The sequence below is a fragment of the Streptococcus sp. F0442 genome (assembly GCF_000314795.2).
In the GTDB taxonomy this organism is placed as follows: Bacteria; Bacillota; Bacilli; order Lactobacillales; family Streptococcaceae; genus Streptococcus.
The window spans coordinates 216,021-234,238 of sequence record NZ_KB373316.1; the positions used below are offsets into that span (position 1 = coordinate 216,021).

Consider the following 18,218-nt stretch of genomic DNA (forward strand, 5'->3'; position numbering starts at 1 on the left):
ACCCTACATGAGGTTCAAATATTACTATATAGGAATTTTAGGATGAAAAAAGCGAAACAAACTTTTGAAAAAATGACCAAATATTCGATTCGGAAATTATCTGTCGGTGTTGGTCCTGTTGCCATTGGAGCCTTTTTATTAGGGGGAACTCTCTTAGGAGCTCGTCCTGTCCAAGCCGATCAGGTAACTCTATCTGCTAATGTGCACTTAGGATATGTGACAGAAGAAGAGTTAACTGCTGAAGAAAAGTCACAGGTGATTCATGCAATCCCTGAAGAATATCAAAATGAAGATACTTTCTATCTAGTCTATAAGAAGAAAGAGTCTACCCAGCCAGTTCTTCCCCAAACTGGAAGTCAGGAAGTGGCACTGTTAGGTCTAAGTTTAGCCACTGCTTCGTTTGCGGTACTCTTGCTTTCTAAAAAGCACAGAAAGAAAGTCATGGCTGTCCTTTTAATTGGAGCTATGGGACAAAGTCTTCTTCTACCAATTGAAGTTGCAGCTTTGCAAAACCAAATTTTACGTGCTTATAATCAGAATCTTTCGATCGCATCCAGCAAAGATCTTGTAGATGGTGTGATTCAAATTGACGGTTATGACTATGTTGGCTATTTGCGCTATTCGTCAGTGCAAAAGACTGGCTCTCAAAAAGCAAAAGCTATTCAGGAAAGTCAATCTCCCGTAGTTACAAGTTCTGAAACGCGTAAAGGGATTCAACAGGTAAATCCTCAGGCGCGTGTGACACCAGAAGTCGCTCCAGCCTTTCCAATAGTTGAAAAACCAAGGCTTGAAGTCTCAACTGAACCTGTACCATTTGAAATCGTCAACCAAGCTGATCCTACATTAGCCAAAGGGCAAACCAAGGTGCTGACAGCTGGCCAAAATGGGGAGCGGACCATTTTGACAGAAGTGAGTATAGTAGATGGACAAGAAGTTCGCAGAGTAGTTGAGAGCAAAGTCACTAAAGAACCAGTTTCACAAGTTCTTGCCATCGGGACAAAAGAAGATGCCCAACCAACCCCTCAACCCAGCCCTTCTCCAGTTGTAACGGCCAAGGGAACACAGGAAGAAGGCCATGTCGGTGAGGCACCGATTCAAGCAGAGGCTCCAGCCTATACCGGCGTGGTGGAAGCTAAGGGGACGCAGGAAGAAGGTCATGTGGGTGGAGCTCTTGTACAGCCAGAGAACCCAGCTTATACCGGTGTCGTTGAAGCCAAGGGCACGCAAGAGGAAGGCCATGTAGGCGAAGCTCCTATACAGCCAGAGAATCCAGCCTATACCGGTGTCATCGAAGCCAAGGGAACGCAGGAAGAAGGCCATGTAGGCGAAGCCCCAATTCAGCCAGAGAACCCAGCCTATACTGGTGTCATCGAAGCCAAGGGCACGCAAGAGGAAGGTCATGTTGGTGAAGCCCCAATTCAGCCAGAGAACCCAGTTTATCAAATAACGGAAGGAACAGTTACAGAAACAGAAACGGTGCTCCTTCCGTATGAAACTGAATATGTACCAGATGCGGACCGCTATACTGATGAAGAAAGTATCCTTCAAAAAGGAGAGGCAGGGAGCCAGGAAATTCGTCGTGTCTATAAAACGGTCAATGGCGAGAAAGTTGGAGAGCCTCTCAGCACGACAACTGAAACGGTAAAAGCTCCTGTGACAGGAAAAATTAGTCGTGGGACCAAGGCGATTGAAGGCCAAACAGAGGAAGTTGCTTTTGAGGAAATTCCATTTAAGACGGTTACCGAACAAGATGCTACCTTGCTAAAAGGAAGAGAAACGGTTTCTCAAGCAGGAAGAAATGGGAAGAAGAAAATCACCAAGGTCTATAAGACCATTAAAGGTGTAAAAACTGCGGATGCTCCAACGGTTTCGGAGGAAGTCGTTGAACAAGCCCAAAATCGGATCATTCAAAAAGGGACCAAAGAACTAGACAAGCCAACTTTGACCTTGACCCAGGTCGATAAGGAAGAATTGAAGCGCAGTGCTAGGGCTTTCTATCATTTAGACAAACCCGAGGGTGTGACCATCAAGTCCATCCAGGCGGTGTTGAAGAAGGGCAATCAAGTGGTGAAAACTTTTGCCCTTTCAGAGTCTGATTTAGCAGCAGCCTTAGCAGATTTGGACTACTACAAGGATTATACGCTCGCAACGACCATGGTCTATGACCGTGGAAATGGGGATGAAGAAGAAGTTCTCAAGGAAGAACCACTGAGAATTGATCTTAAAAAAGTTGAAGTCAAAAACATCAAGGAAACTAGTCTGATTAGTGTGGATGACCAAGGCCTTGAGACCGATCGTAGCCTCTTGTCCGAAACACCTTCAGATGTGAAACCTTACTACTTAAAGGTTACCACCCATGATAATAAAGTCACAAAACTAGCCGTTGATAAAATCGAAGAAGTCACAATTGATGGAAAAGCATTATACAAGGTGACTGCTAAAGCACCTGATCTCATCCAACGGACTGCAGACAACCAGTTCAGTGAGGACTATGTCCACTACATTGCGAAGCCAAAAGCTCATGAAGGAGATGTCTACTACGATTTCAACGAACTTGTAAAAGCTATGCAAGCCAATCCGACTGCGACCTTTAAGCTGGGTAGCAACATGAATGCGGCGAACGTACAAGCTGCAGGAAAATCCTATGTAACCAATGCCTTCAAGGGAATATTGGAAAGTACAGAAGGCAATAAATTTGCTATCCATAACATTACGAGACCGTTATTTGGTAACATCGAAGGTGGTACTGTTAAGAATCTCTTGCTTGAAAATGTTAACATTGACATGCCTGGATTTGATCGAGTAGCACCAATCGCAGGTGTCATCAAAAATAATGCGACTGTCGAAAATGTTAAAGTAACAGGAAGCGTTGTTGGAAACAACGATGTAGCTGGTATTATCAATAAAATTGATGGTAGTGGGAAGGTAAGTAATGTTGCCTTCATAGGGAAACTGCACGCTGCTGGCAATAAAGGTGGCTATCTAGCAGGTGTTGTTGGCGAGAACTGGAAAGGTATTGTAGAAAAGGCTTACGTTGATGCTGAAATCACTGGTAACAAAGCCAAAGCTGCAGGTTTAGTTTATTCTTCTCAAAACGGTGGGAATAACAATACGCTAGGTAAAGAAGGGGTTCTCAGAAACTCCGTTGCTAAAGGTTCGATCGAACTGAAAGAAGCGGTCCAATCTGGTGGATTACTAGGAACCAACTGGGCCTTGGGGGCTATTGAAGACAACATCACCATGATGAAAGTCAAAACAGGTGAGATGGTCTTTGGTCACTCGGATATTGATGCGGATGACTACTTTACCTATTCAAGAACCAAGCGCAATTACAGTGTGGAGGACGTGAGTGAAGGTAAGAAAACCTATAACAACTCTCGTAAAATCCCTAGCATCTCGCTGGCAGAAGCTGAGCAGAAAATTGAAGCAATGGGGATTACTGCTGATAAATTTGAAAGCACGAAACCTGTTGAAGATAAACTCAATAACCTTGTTAACAAAGACGATCAATACAAGGCAATTGATGGCTACGACGCAGCTCGCGAACTTGCTTACCGCAATATTGCTAAACTGCAACCATTCTACAATAAAGAGTGGATTGTGGATCAAGGAAATAAATTGGCTACGGGTAGTCCTCTCTTGACCAAGGAAGTCTTGTCTGTGACAGCCATGAAGGGCAATGATTTTGTAACAGAATTGGCTGATGCCGACCATATTATGGTTCATTATGGTGATAAGACCAAAGATATCTTTAGCATTACGCCGAAAGAGTCTAAAGTCAAACAAGTGAAAGAGTACAGTGTGGCGGAGCTCGGTGAAGTAGTCTACACGCCGAATATGGTGGACAAAGACCGGAGCGATCTTATTAGTGCCATCGTAGGGAAATTAAGTCCTGTCGAATTACAATCAGATCCAATCTACACACATCTTGGTAGAACAGGACCAAACAAAGTCAATGCTATTAAGAACCTTTACCTCGAAGAAAGTTTCCAAGAAGTCAAGGACAATCTGACTCACTTTGTGAAACAGTTGGTTGAAAACCAAGACCATCAATTGAACACGGATGAGGCTGCCAAACGGGCACTCATCAAGAAAATTGAAGACAACAAGGCGGCAGTTCTTTTGGGTCTCTCTTACCTCAACCGTTATTACGGAGTGAAGTTTGATGATGTCCATCTCAAACAGCTCATGTTGTTCAAGCCAGACTTCTATGGTAAGAATGTCGATGTCTTAGACCGCTTGATTGAAATTGGTTCAAAAGAAGACTATATCAAAGGGACTCGGACCCACGATGCCTTCCGTGAAGTCGTGGCTAAATCGACTCTTTCTGGAAATCTTAATGACTTCCTTAAGTACAATATGGAGCTCTTTACAAGTGATACAGACTTGAATGATTGGTTTATCAAAGCAACCAAAGACAATGTCTATATTGTAGAGCCAAAAACAACAACTCCTGAGTTTGTCGATAAGAAACATCGAGCATACGAAGGATTAAATAACGATGTGCATGGTAAAATGATCTTGCCACTCTTGAACTTAAAAGATGCCCATATGTTCTTGATTTCAACCTACAATACAATGGCTTATAGTTCCTTCGAGAAATATGGTAAGAACACGGAAGCGGAACGAAATGCCTTCAAGGCGGAAATTGATAAGGTCGCTAAAGGGCAACAAAATTACCTAGATTTCTGGTCACGTCTAGCAACGGATAAGGTTCGTAATCAGCTCCTGAAGAGCAACAATATGGTGCCGACCCCTGTTCTCGATAACCAAAACTATAAAGGTATTAGCACAGATCGTTATGGACATACAGATAGTGGCAAAGATGTCGCTCCAATCCGTGAATTGTACGGACCTACCGATCGTTACCATGCGACAGATTGGCGCATGGGGGCTGTAGCTCGAATTTACGGAAATCCATATAAAGACGACTCTGTCTTCTTCATGGTGACCGATATGGTCAGTGACTTTGGGGTGTCTGCCTTTACCCACGAAACGACGCACGTCAATGACCGCATGGTTTACTTAGGTGGTTGGAGACATCGCGAAGGGACAGATATTGAAGCCTTTGCCCAAGGAATGCTCCAAACACCATCAGTATCCAATCCAAATGGGGAATACAAGGCCCTAGGTCTCAATATGGCCTATGAACGTCCTAACGATGGCAACCAATGGTACAATACCAATCCAAACAATCTTCAATCACGCGATGAAATTGATCGTTACATGAAAGGTTATAACGATACGCTCATGCTTCTGGATTACCTAGAAGGGGAAGCTGTCCTCAATAAAGGCAGTCAAGACTTAAACAATGCTTGGTTCAAGAAGGTTGACAAGCAATACCGAGGGGCTAATACCAAAAATCAATTTGATAAGGTGCGTCCTTTGAGTGATGAGGAAAAAGCCATTACCTTACATACAGTAGATGATCTCATCACCAATAACTTCATGACCAATCGTGGTCCTGGAAATGGAGTCTATAATCCATCGGACTTTGGTTCAGCCTATGTGACGGTACCGATGATGACAGGGATCTATGGTGGAAACACCAGTGAAGGGGCTCCTGGAGCCATGTCCTTCAAACACAATACCTTTAGACTCTGGGGCTACTATGGTTATGAAAAAGGCTTCTTAGGCTATGCTTCAAACAAGTATAAACAAGAATCCAAACAAGCAGGTCATGCGACTTTAGGGGATGATTACATCATTCAAAAGATTTCTGATGGAACATTCAGTACCCTTGAAGACTGGAAGAAAGCATACTTCAACGAAGTGGTGACCAGTGCTAAAAATGGACTTCAGGCTATTGAAGTTGATGGGACTACTTATAGCACTTATGATGACTTAAAACAAGCCTTTGCAACTGCGGTTGAAAAAGATCAGGCCAGCTTGAAGAATGGTGTTGTCAAATTTGACAATACCCTTGCCTTGAAAGAAAAAATCTTTAAGAAATTACTGCAACAAACAGACAGTTTCAAAACGTCTATCTTTAAATAATCGAATTCTCTCATCTGCTGAGCAGGTGAGAGTTTTTTAGAAGAAAAAATGAATAGAGGTGGACAAAGCGTCTAAAAATTAAAAGAAATCAATCGTAGATAGGAAAAATTATCATATTAAAAAAATAACGTAATTTAACAAAAACGCTTTCTTTTCTAGGAAATATTTGACTATTATATCTTTTAGGAGTAAACTAAGGTAGTAAAATTTATAAAAGGAGAATTCATCATGAATTTAACATTTTTAGGTCTTTGTTTAGCCTGTTTTGGTGTGTCACTTGCGGAAGGTTTGATGATGAGCAACCTGTTCAAATCTGCATCTCGCCAACCAGAAATTATCGGTCAATTACGTAGTCTTTTGATCCTTGGTGTTGCCTTTGTCGAAGGTACTTTCTTCGTAACCTTGGTTATGGCCTTTATTATCAAATAGACGCTTCTATTTTAGAAAAGGAGGTGTCAAACCTTGGAAGAAAGTATCAATCCAACGATTACTCTTGGACCTGTATCTTTTAATTTGACCCTACTTGCTATGACCCTGATTTCTGTTTTCGCCGTTTTTGGCTTCATTTATTGGGCCAGTCGAAAAATGTCGATCCGACCAAAAGGCAAACAAAATGTGCTGGAATATGCATATGATTTTGTCGTAGGCTTCACAAAAGGAAATATTGGTGAACATTACATGAAGGATTACTCCTTGTTCTTGTTTGTTCTTTTCCTCTTTCTTTTAGTTGCCAATAACATTGGATTGATGGCAAAACTAGAAACAACCAACGGTTACAATTTGTGGACTTCACCGACTGCTAACCTCGGTTATGACTTTGCCTTCTCATTTTTGATCACCTTGATCGCCCATGTAGAAGGGATTCGTCGTCGTGGTGTGAAGGAATATTTGAAGGCCTTTGTAACACCAGGGTTTATGACACCCATGAATATTTTGGAAGAATTCACGAATTTTGCCTCCTTGGCCCTTCGGATCTTCGGGAATATCTTTGCCGGTGAAGTATTAGCAAGCTTGCTCGTGAGTCTATCACATCAAGCTTTCTATTGGTATCCAGTTGCCTTTATTGGAAGCATGGCATGGACTGCATTTTCAATTTTCATTTCATGTATCCAAGCCTATGTATTTACCATGTTGTCATCTCTCTACATTGGTAAGAAAATTAATGGCGAAGAGTAAGTAGAGGAGGAGTAAAAGAATGCATGTATCAATGAGTGAAATTATTGGTAACTTTATTCTCATTGCTGGTTCCTTCCTATTATTAATCTTTTTAGTAAAGAAATTTGCTTGGAACAATATCAATGATATTTTAGAGGCGCGTGCCAAAAAAATTACAGATGATATTGATGGAGCAGAATCAGCTCGTCAAAAAGCTGAGGAACTAGCAAGTAAACGTGAAGAAGAGTTGGCTGGTAGCCGCAAAGAAGCTGCGTCTATCGTCGAAAATGCAAAGGAAACTGCAGAAAAGAACAAATCTCAGATCCTTTCAGAAGCCACTCAAGAAGCAGTACGTTTGAAAGAAAAAGCGCAACAAGAAATTGCGCATAACAAAGAAGAAGCATTGAACAGTATCAAAGGCGATGTGGCAGATCTCACTGTCAATCTTGCCAGCAAATTGTTGAGCCAACAGCTGGATGCTGAAGGTCAACGCCGACTGATCGATCGCTATCTTGATGAATTAGGAGAAGCCTAATGGACAAAAAGCAACTGATGGTGATTGAGAAATATACCCAGCCTTTTGTTCAATTGGTCTTTGAAAAAGGAGAACAAGACCTAGTCTTTGAAAAATTGACCCAAATCAAGGCTATTTTTGAGGAGACTGGACTTGCTAACTTCTTAGCTCATATCGGTGTAGAGGATGAAGAGAAAGCAAAAAGTCTCAGACTTTTTCAACCCTCTGATTCACAATTACTCGACCATTTGATTGAAGTTGTTATTCTCAATCATCGTGAAGCCTTATTTTATGACATTGTAACGATTTGTTTGGATCAGATTCAACTGTTGAGCAACGCTTTTGTCGTCACTGTTACGACGGTTGCTGGTTTGGATCCTGTTCAAGAGCAAAAGCTAATCCCCATTATCGAAAGAAAATTTGGGATTCAAGTTCGCTCGATCCAACAAAAGATCGATCCAGATTTAATTGGTGGCTTTGTCGTGACAGCCAATCATAAAACGTTGGATACCAGTCTCAAACACCAATTGAAAGTTATAAAATCTAAATTGAAATAGAAAGTGGTGTGAATTTTGGCGATTAACGCACAAGAAATCAGCGCTTTAATTAAGCAACAAATTGAAAATTTCAAGCCAAACTTTGACGTCACTGAGACAGGTGTTGTAACCTACATTGGTGACGGGATTGCCCGTGCTCATGGTCTTGAAAATGCCATGAGTGGTGAGTTGTTGATCTTTGAAAATGGCTCATACGGGATGGCCCAAAACTTAGAAACAACGGATGTCGGGATCATCATTTTGGGTGATTTCACGGATATTCGTGAAGGAGACTCTGTCCGTCGTACAGGTAAAATCATGGAGGTCCCTGCAGGGGATGCCTTGATTGGTCGGGTTGTCAACCCACTGGGCCAACCAGTAGATGGTTTGGGTGAGATTGTGACAGATAAATTCCGTCCAGTTGAAACACCAGCTCCTGGCGTTATGCAACGGAAATCTGTCTCAGAACCCCTACAAACTGGTTTGAAAGCCATTGATGCCCTTGTTCCAATCGGACGTGGTCAACGGGAATTGATTATCGGGGACCGTCAAACAGGAAAAACCTCGATTGCTATCGATACCATCTTGAACCAAAAGGGTCAAGACATGATCTGTATCTATGTGGCGATTGGTCAAAAAGAATCAACAGTTCGTACGCAAGTAGAAACTCTTCGTAAATACGGAGCCATGGATTATACGATTGTGGTAACCGCTTCGGCTTCTCAACCGTCTCCATTGCTTTACTTGGCACCTTATGCCGGGGTTGCTATGGCTGAAGAGTTCATGTATAACGGTAAACACGTTTTGATCGTCTATGATGATTTGTCAAAACAAGCCGTAGCTTACCGTGAATTGTCCCTTCTTCTTCGTCGTCCACCAGGACGTGAAGCCTTCCCAGGGGATGTCTTCTATCTCCACAGCCGTTTGTTGGAACGTTCAGCTAAAGTTTCAGATGAATTGGGTGGTGGCTCTATTACTGCCCTTCCAATTATTGAAACCCAAGCAGGAGATATTTCTGCTTATATCGCAACCAACGTGATTTCGATCACAGACGGACAAATCTTCTTGCAAGATAGTTTGTTCAATGCTGGTATTCGTCCAGCCATTGATGCAGGTTCTTCTGTATCCCGTGTAGGGGGATCTGCCCAAATCAAGGCTATGAAGAAAGTTGCGGGTACCCTTCGTATCGACCTCGCTTCCTACCGTGAATTGGAAGCTTTCACGAAATTTGGTAGTGACTTGGATGCTGCGACTCAAGCGAAATTGAACCGTGGTCGCCGAACAGTTGAAGTCTTGAAACAACCCGTTCATGAACCATTGACAGTTGAAAAACAAGTCGTGATCTTGTATGCCTTGACTCATGGTTTCTTAGATAGTGTTCCAGTAGACGACATTCTTCGTTTCCAAGAAGAGTTGTTTGATTACTTTGAAGCACATTATCATCAAATCTTTGAGACGATTCGTTCGACACATGATCTTCCAGCAGAAGAAGAACTGGATGCAGCCCTTACTGAATTTGTCAACCAGTCAAATTTCAAATAGAAATAGGAGTGGAAGATGGCAGTTTCATTAAATGATATTAAAAATAAAATTGCATCCACAAAAAACACCAGTCAAATCACCAATGCCATGCAGATGGTGTCCGCTGCCAAACTTGGTAAATCTGAGCAGGCAGCCAAGGATTTTCAGGTTTATGCTGCTAAGGTTCGTAAGCTCTTAACAGACTTGCTCCATGGACATGAAACAGAAAATACCAAGTCCCATCCGATGTTGGTGAGTCGCCCGGTAAAAAAGACAGCTTATATCGTGATTACATCCGATCGTGGTTTGGTTGGAGGTTACAATGCCTCCATCCTTAAAACCATGATGGAAATGAAGGCAGAATACCATCCAACTGGAGATGACTTTGAAGTGATCTGTATTGGAAGCGTCGGTGCGGATTTCTTCCGTGCCCGTGGGATTCAGCCGGTTTATGAATTGCGTGGTTTGCCTGATCATCCTAGCTTTAAGGAAGTTCGCAAGATCATTTCGAAAACAGTCCAAATGTATCAGGAAGGCTTGTTTGATGAGTTGTACGTCTGTTACAACCACCACGTCAACAGTTTGACGAGTCAAATGCGGGTGGAACAAATGCTTCCAATTATTGATTTGGACCCAAATGAAGCGGATGAGGACTATGTATTGAATCTAGAATTGGAATCTAGTCGAGATGCCATTTTGGATCAATTGCTTCCTCAATTTGCTGAAAGCATGATCTATGGTGCCATTATTGATGCTAAAACAGCTGAAAATGCTGCTGGGATGATGGCCATGCAAACTGCAACAGACAATGCCAAGAAAGTCATTGATGAATTAACGATTCAATACAACCGTGCTCGTCAAGCAGCGATTACACAAGAAATTACTGAAATCGTTGCTGGTGCTAGCGCCCTTGAATAGTTGTCGGATACAATTTTATATACAAAAACAGATGCTCGAAAGAGAACTTTTGAGCAGTAGAAATTACTTAGAATAGGAGAATGACATGAGTTTAGGCAAAATTTCTCAGGTCGTAGGTCCCGTCGTAGACGTTGCCTTTTCCGTTGGAGATAAACTTCCTGAGATCAATAATGCGCTTGTAGTCTATAAAAATGACCAACAAAAATCAAAAGTCGTTCTTGAAGTAGCTTTGGAACTTGGTGATGGGGTCGTACGGACCATCGCCATGGAATCAACTGATGGTTTAACACGTGGAATGGAAGTCTTGGACACAGGTCGTCCAATCTCTGTTCCTGTCGGAAAAGAAACCTTGGGACGTGTCTTCAATGTTCTTGGAGATACCATTGACTTGGATCAACCTTTTCCTGAGGATGCTCCTCGTGACTCCATCCACAAAAAAGCTCCATCCTTTGACGAGCTCTCTACTTCAGAAGAAATTCTTGAAACAGGGATCAAGGTTATTGACCTCTTAGCCCCTTATTTGAAAGGTGGGAAGGTCGGACTCTTCGGTGGTGCCGGAGTTGGGAAAACCGTCTTGATTCAAGAATTAATCCATAATATTGCCCAAGAACACGGTGGGATTTCTGTATTTACCGGTGTTGGGGAACGGACACGTGAAGGGAATGACCTTTACTGGGAAATGAAAGAATCTGGCGTTATTGAAAAAACAGCCATGGTCTTTGGACAAATGAATGAGCCACCTGGAGCACGGATGCGTGTTGCCTTGACTGGTTTGACCATTGCGGAATACTTCCGTGATGTCGAAGGTCAGGACGTTCTCTTGTTTATCGACAATATCTTCCGTTTCACCCAAGCCGGATCTGAAGTATCAGCCCTTTTGGGACGGATGCCATCAGCCGTTGGTTACCAACCTACTTTGGCAACTGAAATGGGTCAATTGCAAGAACGGATTACGTCAACGAAGAAAGGTTCTGTTACATCGATCCAAGCCATCTATGTGCCAGCCGATGACTATACAGACCCAGCGCCAGCAACCGCTTTTGCTCACTTGGATTCAACCACCAACTTGGAACGTAAATTGGTACAATTGGGGATCTACCCTGCGGTGGATCCATTGGCATCAAGCTCACGTGCCCTTTCTCCAGAAATCGTAGGAGAAGAACACTATGCAGTAGCTTCTGAAGTCAAACGCGTCCTTCAACGTTACCATGAATTGCAAGATATCATTGCTATCTTGGGGATGGATGAATTGTCTGACGAAGAAAAGACCTTGGTTGCTCGTGCTCGCCGGATCCAATTCTTCTTGTCACAAAACTTCAACGTTGCGGAACAATTTACAGGTCAACCTGGTTCTTATGTACCAGTTGGAGAAACTGTTCGTGGCTTTAAAGAAATTTTGGATGGGAAATATGACCATCTTCCTGAAGATGCCTTCCGTGGTGTTGGATCGATCGAAGATGTGATCGCCAAAGCTGAAAAAATGGGATTCTAAGAAGAGGTGAAAGATGAGTCAAATGAACGTCCAAATCGTTACACCGGATGGACTGGTTTATGATCATCATGCCGCATTTGTATCTGTCAAGACAATTGATGGTGAATTAGGGATTTTACCTCATCATATCAATACCATTGCGGTTTTGGCTGTAGACCAAGTAAAGGTTCGTCGTGTCGACGATGACAAACATATTGATTGGATTGCAGTCAATGGTGGGATTATCGAAGTAGCTGATAATGTCATTACCATTGTTGCCGATTCTGCCGAACGTGCTCGAGATATCGACATTAGTCGTGCAGAACGTGCCAAACTGCGAGCTGAAAAAGCGATTGAAGAAGCCAAAGATCAGCATTCGGTTGATATGGAACGTCGTGCTAAAATTGCTCTTCAACGCGCCATTAACCGGATTAATGTCGGAAATCGTTTATAAGATATTCAAAATAAGGTGGAGGTTTTGTCCTCACCTTATTTTTGTTGGGAGAGAATCAAAAGAAGAAAGTACGGACCAAATATGGTATAATAGCTGTATGATTCAAATGATTTTTAATCTTTCAAGCCATCTATTGTTTATCTTTTTTGCCTATTACCTATTGTTGAACCTGGTTCAATGGGAAAAGTTTTTAAAAGTAAGTGCTGAAAATGCGGTTAAAATCCGTTTTTTGATCTTGATGATCAGCGTCGGAATAGGCTATCTAGCCAGCTCATTTTTTATCAGTGTCTATGAGATGAGTCGGCAGATTTTTATTGGCCAATTCTAGCCACATTTTATAAAAAATATGGTATGATAGAAAGCGTGACTTTAAGAAATTGGAGAACAATCCCGTATGGAAAAAATAATCGTTAATGGTGGTCATAATCGACTGGTTGGAACTGTTAAAATCGAAGGAGCAAAAAATGCTGTCCTTCCTCTTCTTGCTGCAACAGTTCTAGCAAGCGAGGGCGTGACAACCTTGAAAAATGTACCTGTTTTATCAGATGTCTTTACAATGAACAATGTTGTTCGTGGGTTGAATGCACAAGTAACCTTCAATGAAGAAGACAATATGGTTGTCGTAGATGCACGAGAGAAACTGTCTGAAGAAGCGCCTTATAAATATGTGAGCAAGATGCGGGCTTCTATCGTTGTCCTGGGTCCTGTCTTGGCACGCAATGGCCATGCCAAAGTTTCCATGCCTGGAGGCTGTACGATCGGTAGTCGTCCGATTGACCTCCACCTGAAAGGTCTGGAAGCCATGGGAGCTGAAATTACCCAAACAGCCGGCTATATTGAAGCAAAAGCAGATCGTCTCAAGGGTGCACACATCTATATGGACTTCCCATCAGTAGGGGCGACACAAAATATTATGATGGCCGCAACCTTGGCAGATGGAGTCACTGTGATTGAAAATGCAGCTCGGGAACCTGAAATTGTTGACCTAGCTCTCTTGCTAAATAAAATGGGGGCTAACGTCAAGGGTGCAGGAACTGAGACCTTGACCATCGTTGGTGTGGAGAGCTTGCATGGTGCAAACCACAATGTTGTGCAAGACCGCATCGAGGCTGGAACCTTTATGATTGGGGCAGCCATGACTGGTGGAGATGTCTTGATCGAAGATGCCATTTGGGAACACAACCGTCCGCTTCTATCTAAGATGCAGGAGATGGGTGTAACGGTAACCGAAGAAGAAAATGGCATTCGGATTCAATCGGATATCAGTAAGCTCCGTCCAGTGACCGTTAAAACCCTTCCGTATCCAGGATTCCCAACAGATATGCAGGCTCAATTCACAGCCTTGATGGCCATGGCTAAAGGTGAGTCTACCATGATTGAAACGGTGTTTGAGAATCGTTTCCAGCATTTGGAAGAAATGCGTCGGATGGGCGTTCACTCAGACATTATGCGGGATACAGCTCGTATCGTTGGAGGGGAAAGCTTCCAAGGTGCAGAGGTCATGTCGACCGATTTACGAGCAAGTGCAACCTTGGTCTTGATGGGCTTGGTAGCAGAAGGAGAAACGAAAGTCAGCAAATTAAGTCACTTAGACCGTGGTTATTATCAATTCCATGAGAAATTGGTGGCACTAGGTGCAGACGTGAAACGTGTAGAGGAAGAAGACGATGAAAACTAATCTTCGCTATGTTGGAAAACAGCTAGGAATTGTCCTCCTGTTGGCTGTGATTGGAATCATCATTTTTGCAGTTGGTTTGGTCATTGGCTATGGAGTGATTGGAGATGGAAAAAATCCATGGTCCATTCTCTCTCCGGACACTTGGTCAGAGATCATTGGAAAGCTAACAGGCAAATAATCTTTTAACTAAAATTGAGTAAAAAGGAGAGCAGCGAATCGAGTCAATGACCCATCTAGCGCTGCTCTTTTTTGGAGAGAGGCATGACAAAACAAGTATTCACAAAACGAACCAAACAAACCCTAGCCGGTTTTGTGGTGGCAACGGCCCTAGCTATTGGGGGCTATTATTTCAATCAACCGACGGTAAAAGAAGCGACAGATCAGGTTGTTTCGGTGGTGACTAGTAGCCAACAAGAAACACCTAGTAAAGAGTTAGCTAGCTCGGTACTAACGAAATCTGCCCGTTCACAATTAGGAAATGACTTGGAATGGAATGGCGCTGGAGCTTTTGTAGTTAAGGGAAATCGTACAGATCTGGATGCCAGCGTGGCTAGTCAACCTTATGCCGATAACAAGACAAAAGAAGTCAATGGAAGGACTGTGCCGACGGTTGCCAATGCCATCATGACCAAAGCGACTCGCCAGTACAGAGATCGAGATGCAACAGGTAGTGGCCTAACCGATTGGAAACCAGCAGGTTGGCATCAGGTACATCATCTGTCAGGCGAGTATGACCATGCTGTGGATCGGGGCCACCTATTGGGCTACGCCTTGATCGGCAATCTCAAAGGTTTCGATGCTTCGACTAGCAATCCAAAAAATATCGCTGTACAAACGGCTTGGTCCAATCAAGCCAATGATCCTCATTCCACTGGTCAAAACTACTATGAGACCCTGGTTCGAAAAGCACTGGATAAGAACAAGCGGATCCGCTATCGGGTGACCTTGATCTACAACCATCCAGAAGATCTGATTCCATTAGGATCACAGATCGAAGCCAAATCGAGTGATGGGACCCTTGAGTTCAATGTCTTTGTTCCCAATGTTCAAAGTGGGATTAGCCTGGATTATCAGACAGGCAAAGTAACCGTTCATCAATAAGCTGGAAAGCGCAATTATTTAAGTTATTTTTAAGAATGGGGTGTTACAATTGCATACCTTCTTTAAGAGAAAGGAGAATGTATGAGAACCATTTTTCGATTTTTCAGAGGAATCCTTCGCATGGCTTGGAGTCTTTTTTGGGGATTTTTCTGGACCATTGCCATCAGTTTTCTCGTCCTAGTGGGGATCATCTATTTCACAGATTCTCCTAGTTCTGGTATGGATGGATTTGGCCGAGCCGCCCAAAAGGTTGTCTATCAAGTAGGCAATTTATTTGGTGATCAGGGCTTTGCATCGCGCTTTGGGATGACACCTAGCTCACAGACCACGCAGACGGACAATCATGAGCATAGCGGTGCTCGCTGGGAAAAAGCGGAGGCCACGGTCTACCTGGATCCTAATATCAGTCAAACTTTTGTAAAAGCTTATCGGGATGCTATTGAGGCTTGGAACCAAACAGGCGCCTTTACCTTCAAGTTGGTTACAAATGAAAAAGAGGCTAATGTGGTCTTGACGGAAATGGATAACGCATCGGTTTCTGCTGCAGGAGAGACTGCTTCTCAGACCAACCTCTTAACCAACCGCTTCACCCACATCACAGTGCGTCTCAATCGCCATTATCTTTTAAATTATGTCTATAACTATAGTTATGATCGGATTGTCAATACAGCTGAGCATGAGCTAGGCCATGCCATTGGGCTGGACCACACTGATGGAGAATCGGTCATGCAACCGGCTGGTTCCTTCTACAGTATTCAGGATACAGATGTGGAAGCAGTTCGGCAATTATACAAGGAAGAATAAGTTTTAAAATACTTTCTAAAAGTTCTGAGCCTCAAGGGGCTCAGGATTTTTTTGATGGCTCGTCTTTCCTTGTTTAATCTGAAAAAAGATAGTAAAATAAGGACATGATTATTTTACAAGCCAACAAAATTGAACGCTCTTTTGCAGGGGAGGTTCTTTTTGATAATATCAGCCTGCAAGTGGATGAACGGGACCGGATTGCCCTGGTCGGAAAGAACGGAGCCGGCAAGTCTACGCTCTTGAAAATCTTGGTGGGAGAAGAAGAACCAACTTCAGGAGAAATCAATAAAAAGCGGGATCTTTCTCTCTCTTATTTAGCCCAGGATAGTCGATTTGAGTCGTCCAATACCATCTACGATGAGATGCTCCATGTCTTTGACGACCTCCGTAAAACGGAGAAAACTTTGCGGCAGATGGAGCTTGAGATGGGGGAAAAAACTGGGGCTGACTTAGAAAAACTCATGCAGGACTATGACCGTCTCTCGGAAGAATTCCGTCAGGCAGGTGGTTTTACCTATGAGGCAGATATCCGCACCATTCTCAACGGCTTCAAGTTCGATGAGTCCATGTGGCAGATGAAGATTGAAGAGCTATCAGGAGGGCAAAATACCCGTCTAGCTCTGGCCAAGATGCTTCTAGAAAAACCAAATCTCTTGGTACTGGACGAGCCGACCAACCACTTGGATATTGAGACCATCGCCTGGTTGGAAAATTACCTAGTCAATTATAGCGGGGCCCTTCTCATTGTCAGCCACGACCGGTATTTCCTCGATAAGGTCGCAACTATTACCTTGGATTTGACCAAGCATTCCTTGGACCGCTATGTCGGTAATTACTCGAGTTTTGTGGAGCAAAAGGAGCAAAAACTGTTGACCGAAGCCAAGAACTACGAGAAGCAACAAAAAGAAATTGCTGCGCTGGAAGACTTTGTTAATCGCAATTTGGTGCGGGCGTCGACTACCAAGAGAGCCCAGTCTCGGCGCAAGCAGTTGGAAAAAATGGAGCGTCTAGACAAGCCGGAAGCTGGGACCAAGTCTGCCCATATGACCTTCCATTCCGATAAGACATCTGGAAATGTTGTCCTGACAGTAGAAGAGGCAGCCGTCGGCTATGACGATCAAATCCTCTCAGAGCCTATTAATTTGAATATCCGCAAGATGAATGCAGTCGCTATTGTGGGACCAAATGGGATCGGGAAATCGACCTTAATCAAGTCTATTGTCGGACAAATTCCTTTTATCAAGGGGGAAGCCCGTTTTGGGGCCAATGTCGAGGTGGGCTACTATGACCAGACCCAAAGTAAACTGACGCCTCACAACAGTGTCTTGGATGAGCTCTGGAATGACTTTAAACTGACACCAGAAGTGGAGATCCGCAATCGCCTGGGAGCCTTTCTTTTCTCTGGGGATGATGTCAAGAAAACTGTCGGCATGCTGTCAGGTGGAGAGCGGGCGCGCCTGCTCTTGGCCAAGCTGTCCATGGAGAATAACAACTTCTTGATTCTCGATGAACCGACCAACCACTTGGACATCGATAGCAAGGAAGTACTGGAAAATGCCTTGATTGATTTTGATGGGACCTTGCTCTTTGTCAGCCACGACCGCTACTTTATTAATCGGGTGGCTACACAGGTCTTGGAACTCTCAGAAGAGGGCTCGACCCTTTACCTAGGAGACTATGACTATTATCTGGAGAAGAAAGCAGAGTTAGAGGCCCTTGCTGCAGCGCAAGCAGAAGCTGTGCCTGTTTCTTCGACCGAAGAAGTCACCAGCAATGACTATCACTTGCAAAAGCAAAACCAGAAGGAACTCCGTAAAATCACCCGTCGCATTGAGCAATTGGAAGCAGAGATGGAAGAGCTAGATCAGAAAATCCAAGCCATCACCGAAACCATGCATAGCACCAATGATGCAGCCGACTTAGTTCAACTCCAGAGTGACCTGGACCAACTGACTATTCAACAGGAAGTGGTCATGGAAGAGTGGGCAGAATTGTCAGAGCAGGTGGAATAAATGGAAGATTTAGGCAAAGTTTTTCGTGAATTTCGAATCAGTAAAAATTATTCATTG

15 protein-coding genes are annotated in these 18,218 nt (G+C 43.4%); all 15 read left to right on the forward strand.

What is annotated here, in order from left to right; translation table 11 throughout:
- The first annotated feature begins 42 nt into the window (after positions 1-42).
- The 15 genes from HMPREF9186_RS10035 to HMPREF9186_RS10105 all read left to right on the forward strand — a co-directional run bounded on the left by HMPREF9186_RS10035 (position 43) and on the right by HMPREF9186_RS10105 (position 18,161).
- Positions 43-5,997: a ZmpA/ZmpB/ZmpC family metallo-endopeptidase gene (locus HMPREF9186_RS10035; RefSeq protein WP_009732553.1), complete on the forward strand. Its 5,955-nt coding sequence runs from the start codon at positions 43-45 to the stop codon at positions 5,995-5,997.
- A gap of 228 nt (positions 5,998-6,225) precedes the next feature.
- Complete coding sequence (locus tag HMPREF9186_RS10040) at positions 6,226-6,426, forward strand: F0F1 ATP synthase subunit C (protein ID WP_003011669.1); 201 nt, start codon at positions 6,226-6,228, stop codon at positions 6,424-6,426.
- Positions 6,427-6,459: 33 nt separating this feature from the next.
- Positions 6,460-7,173: a F0F1 ATP synthase subunit A gene (gene atpB / locus HMPREF9186_RS10045; RefSeq protein WP_003011581.1), complete on the forward strand. Its 714-nt coding sequence runs from the start codon at positions 6,460-6,462 to the stop codon at positions 7,171-7,173.
- Between the two features lie 19 nt (positions 7,174-7,192).
- Positions 7,193-7,687, forward strand: a complete 495-nt coding sequence (gene atpF / locus HMPREF9186_RS10050) for a F0F1 ATP synthase subunit B (protein ID WP_003011817.1) — start codon at positions 7,193-7,195, stop codon at positions 7,685-7,687.
- Positions 7,687-8,223, forward strand: coding sequence for a F0F1 ATP synthase subunit delta (locus HMPREF9186_RS10055; protein ID WP_009732554.1), 537 nt, complete (start codon positions 7,687-7,689; stop codon positions 8,221-8,223). Before atpF ends, HMPREF9186_RS10055 begins: the two co-directional genes overlap by 1 nt.
- Positions 8,224-8,238: 15 nt before the next feature.
- On the forward strand, positions 8,239-9,744 hold the full coding sequence (gene atpA / locus HMPREF9186_RS10060; protein ID WP_009732555.1) for a F0F1 ATP synthase subunit alpha: 1,506 nt from the start codon (positions 8,239-8,241) through the stop codon (positions 9,742-9,744).
- Positions 9,745-9,759: 15 nt separating this feature from the next.
- Positions 9,760-10,641 carry a F0F1 ATP synthase subunit gamma gene (locus HMPREF9186_RS10065; protein WP_009732556.1) on the forward strand — a complete coding sequence of 294 codons (882 nt, stop codon included), beginning with the start codon at positions 9,760-9,762 and terminating at the stop codon, positions 10,639-10,641.
- A gap of 85 nt (positions 10,642-10,726) precedes the next feature.
- On the forward strand, positions 10,727-12,133 hold the full coding sequence (atpD, locus tag HMPREF9186_RS10070; protein ID WP_003011794.1) for a F0F1 ATP synthase subunit beta: 1,407 nt from the start codon (positions 10,727-10,729) through the stop codon (positions 12,131-12,133).
- 13 nt (positions 12,134-12,146) lie between these two features.
- Positions 12,147-12,566, forward strand: a complete 420-nt coding sequence (locus tag HMPREF9186_RS10075; RefSeq protein WP_003002471.1) for a F0F1 ATP synthase subunit epsilon — start codon at positions 12,147-12,149, stop codon at positions 12,564-12,566.
- Between the two features lie 97 nt (positions 12,567-12,663).
- Positions 12,664-12,894, forward strand: a complete 231-nt coding sequence (locus tag HMPREF9186_RS10080) for a DUF1146 family protein (protein ID WP_009732557.1) — start codon at positions 12,664-12,666, stop codon at positions 12,892-12,894.
- A 66-nt stretch (positions 12,895-12,960) separates the two neighbouring features.
- On the forward strand, positions 12,961-14,244 hold the full coding sequence (gene murA, locus HMPREF9186_RS10085) for a UDP-N-acetylglucosamine 1-carboxyvinyltransferase (RefSeq protein ID WP_009732558.1): 1,284 nt from the start codon (positions 12,961-12,963) through the stop codon (positions 14,242-14,244).
- Positions 14,234-14,422 (forward strand): DNA-directed RNA polymerase subunit beta, encoded by a 189-nt coding sequence (locus HMPREF9186_RS10090; protein WP_003006464.1) that lies wholly within the window; start codon positions 14,234-14,236, stop codon positions 14,420-14,422. The genes murA and HMPREF9186_RS10090 overlap by 11 nt, the downstream gene beginning before the upstream one ends.
- 83 nt (positions 14,423-14,505) lie before the next feature.
- Positions 14,506-15,345 (forward strand): DNA/RNA non-specific endonuclease, encoded by an 840-nt coding sequence (locus HMPREF9186_RS10095; RefSeq protein ID WP_009732559.1) that lies wholly within the window; start codon positions 14,506-14,508, stop codon positions 15,343-15,345.
- 81 nt (positions 15,346-15,426) lie between these two features.
- Positions 15,427-16,149 carry a M57 family metalloprotease gene (locus HMPREF9186_RS10100; RefSeq protein WP_009732560.1) on the forward strand — a complete coding sequence of 241 codons (723 nt, stop codon included), beginning with the start codon at positions 15,427-15,429 and terminating at the stop codon, positions 16,147-16,149.
- 104 nt (positions 16,150-16,253) lie between these two features.
- Entirely contained in the window at positions 16,254-18,161 is a 1,908-nt protein-coding gene (locus HMPREF9186_RS10105; protein ID WP_009732561.1) for an ABC-F family ATP-binding cassette domain-containing protein, read from the forward strand.
- Positions 18,162-18,218 lie beyond the last annotated feature (57 nt).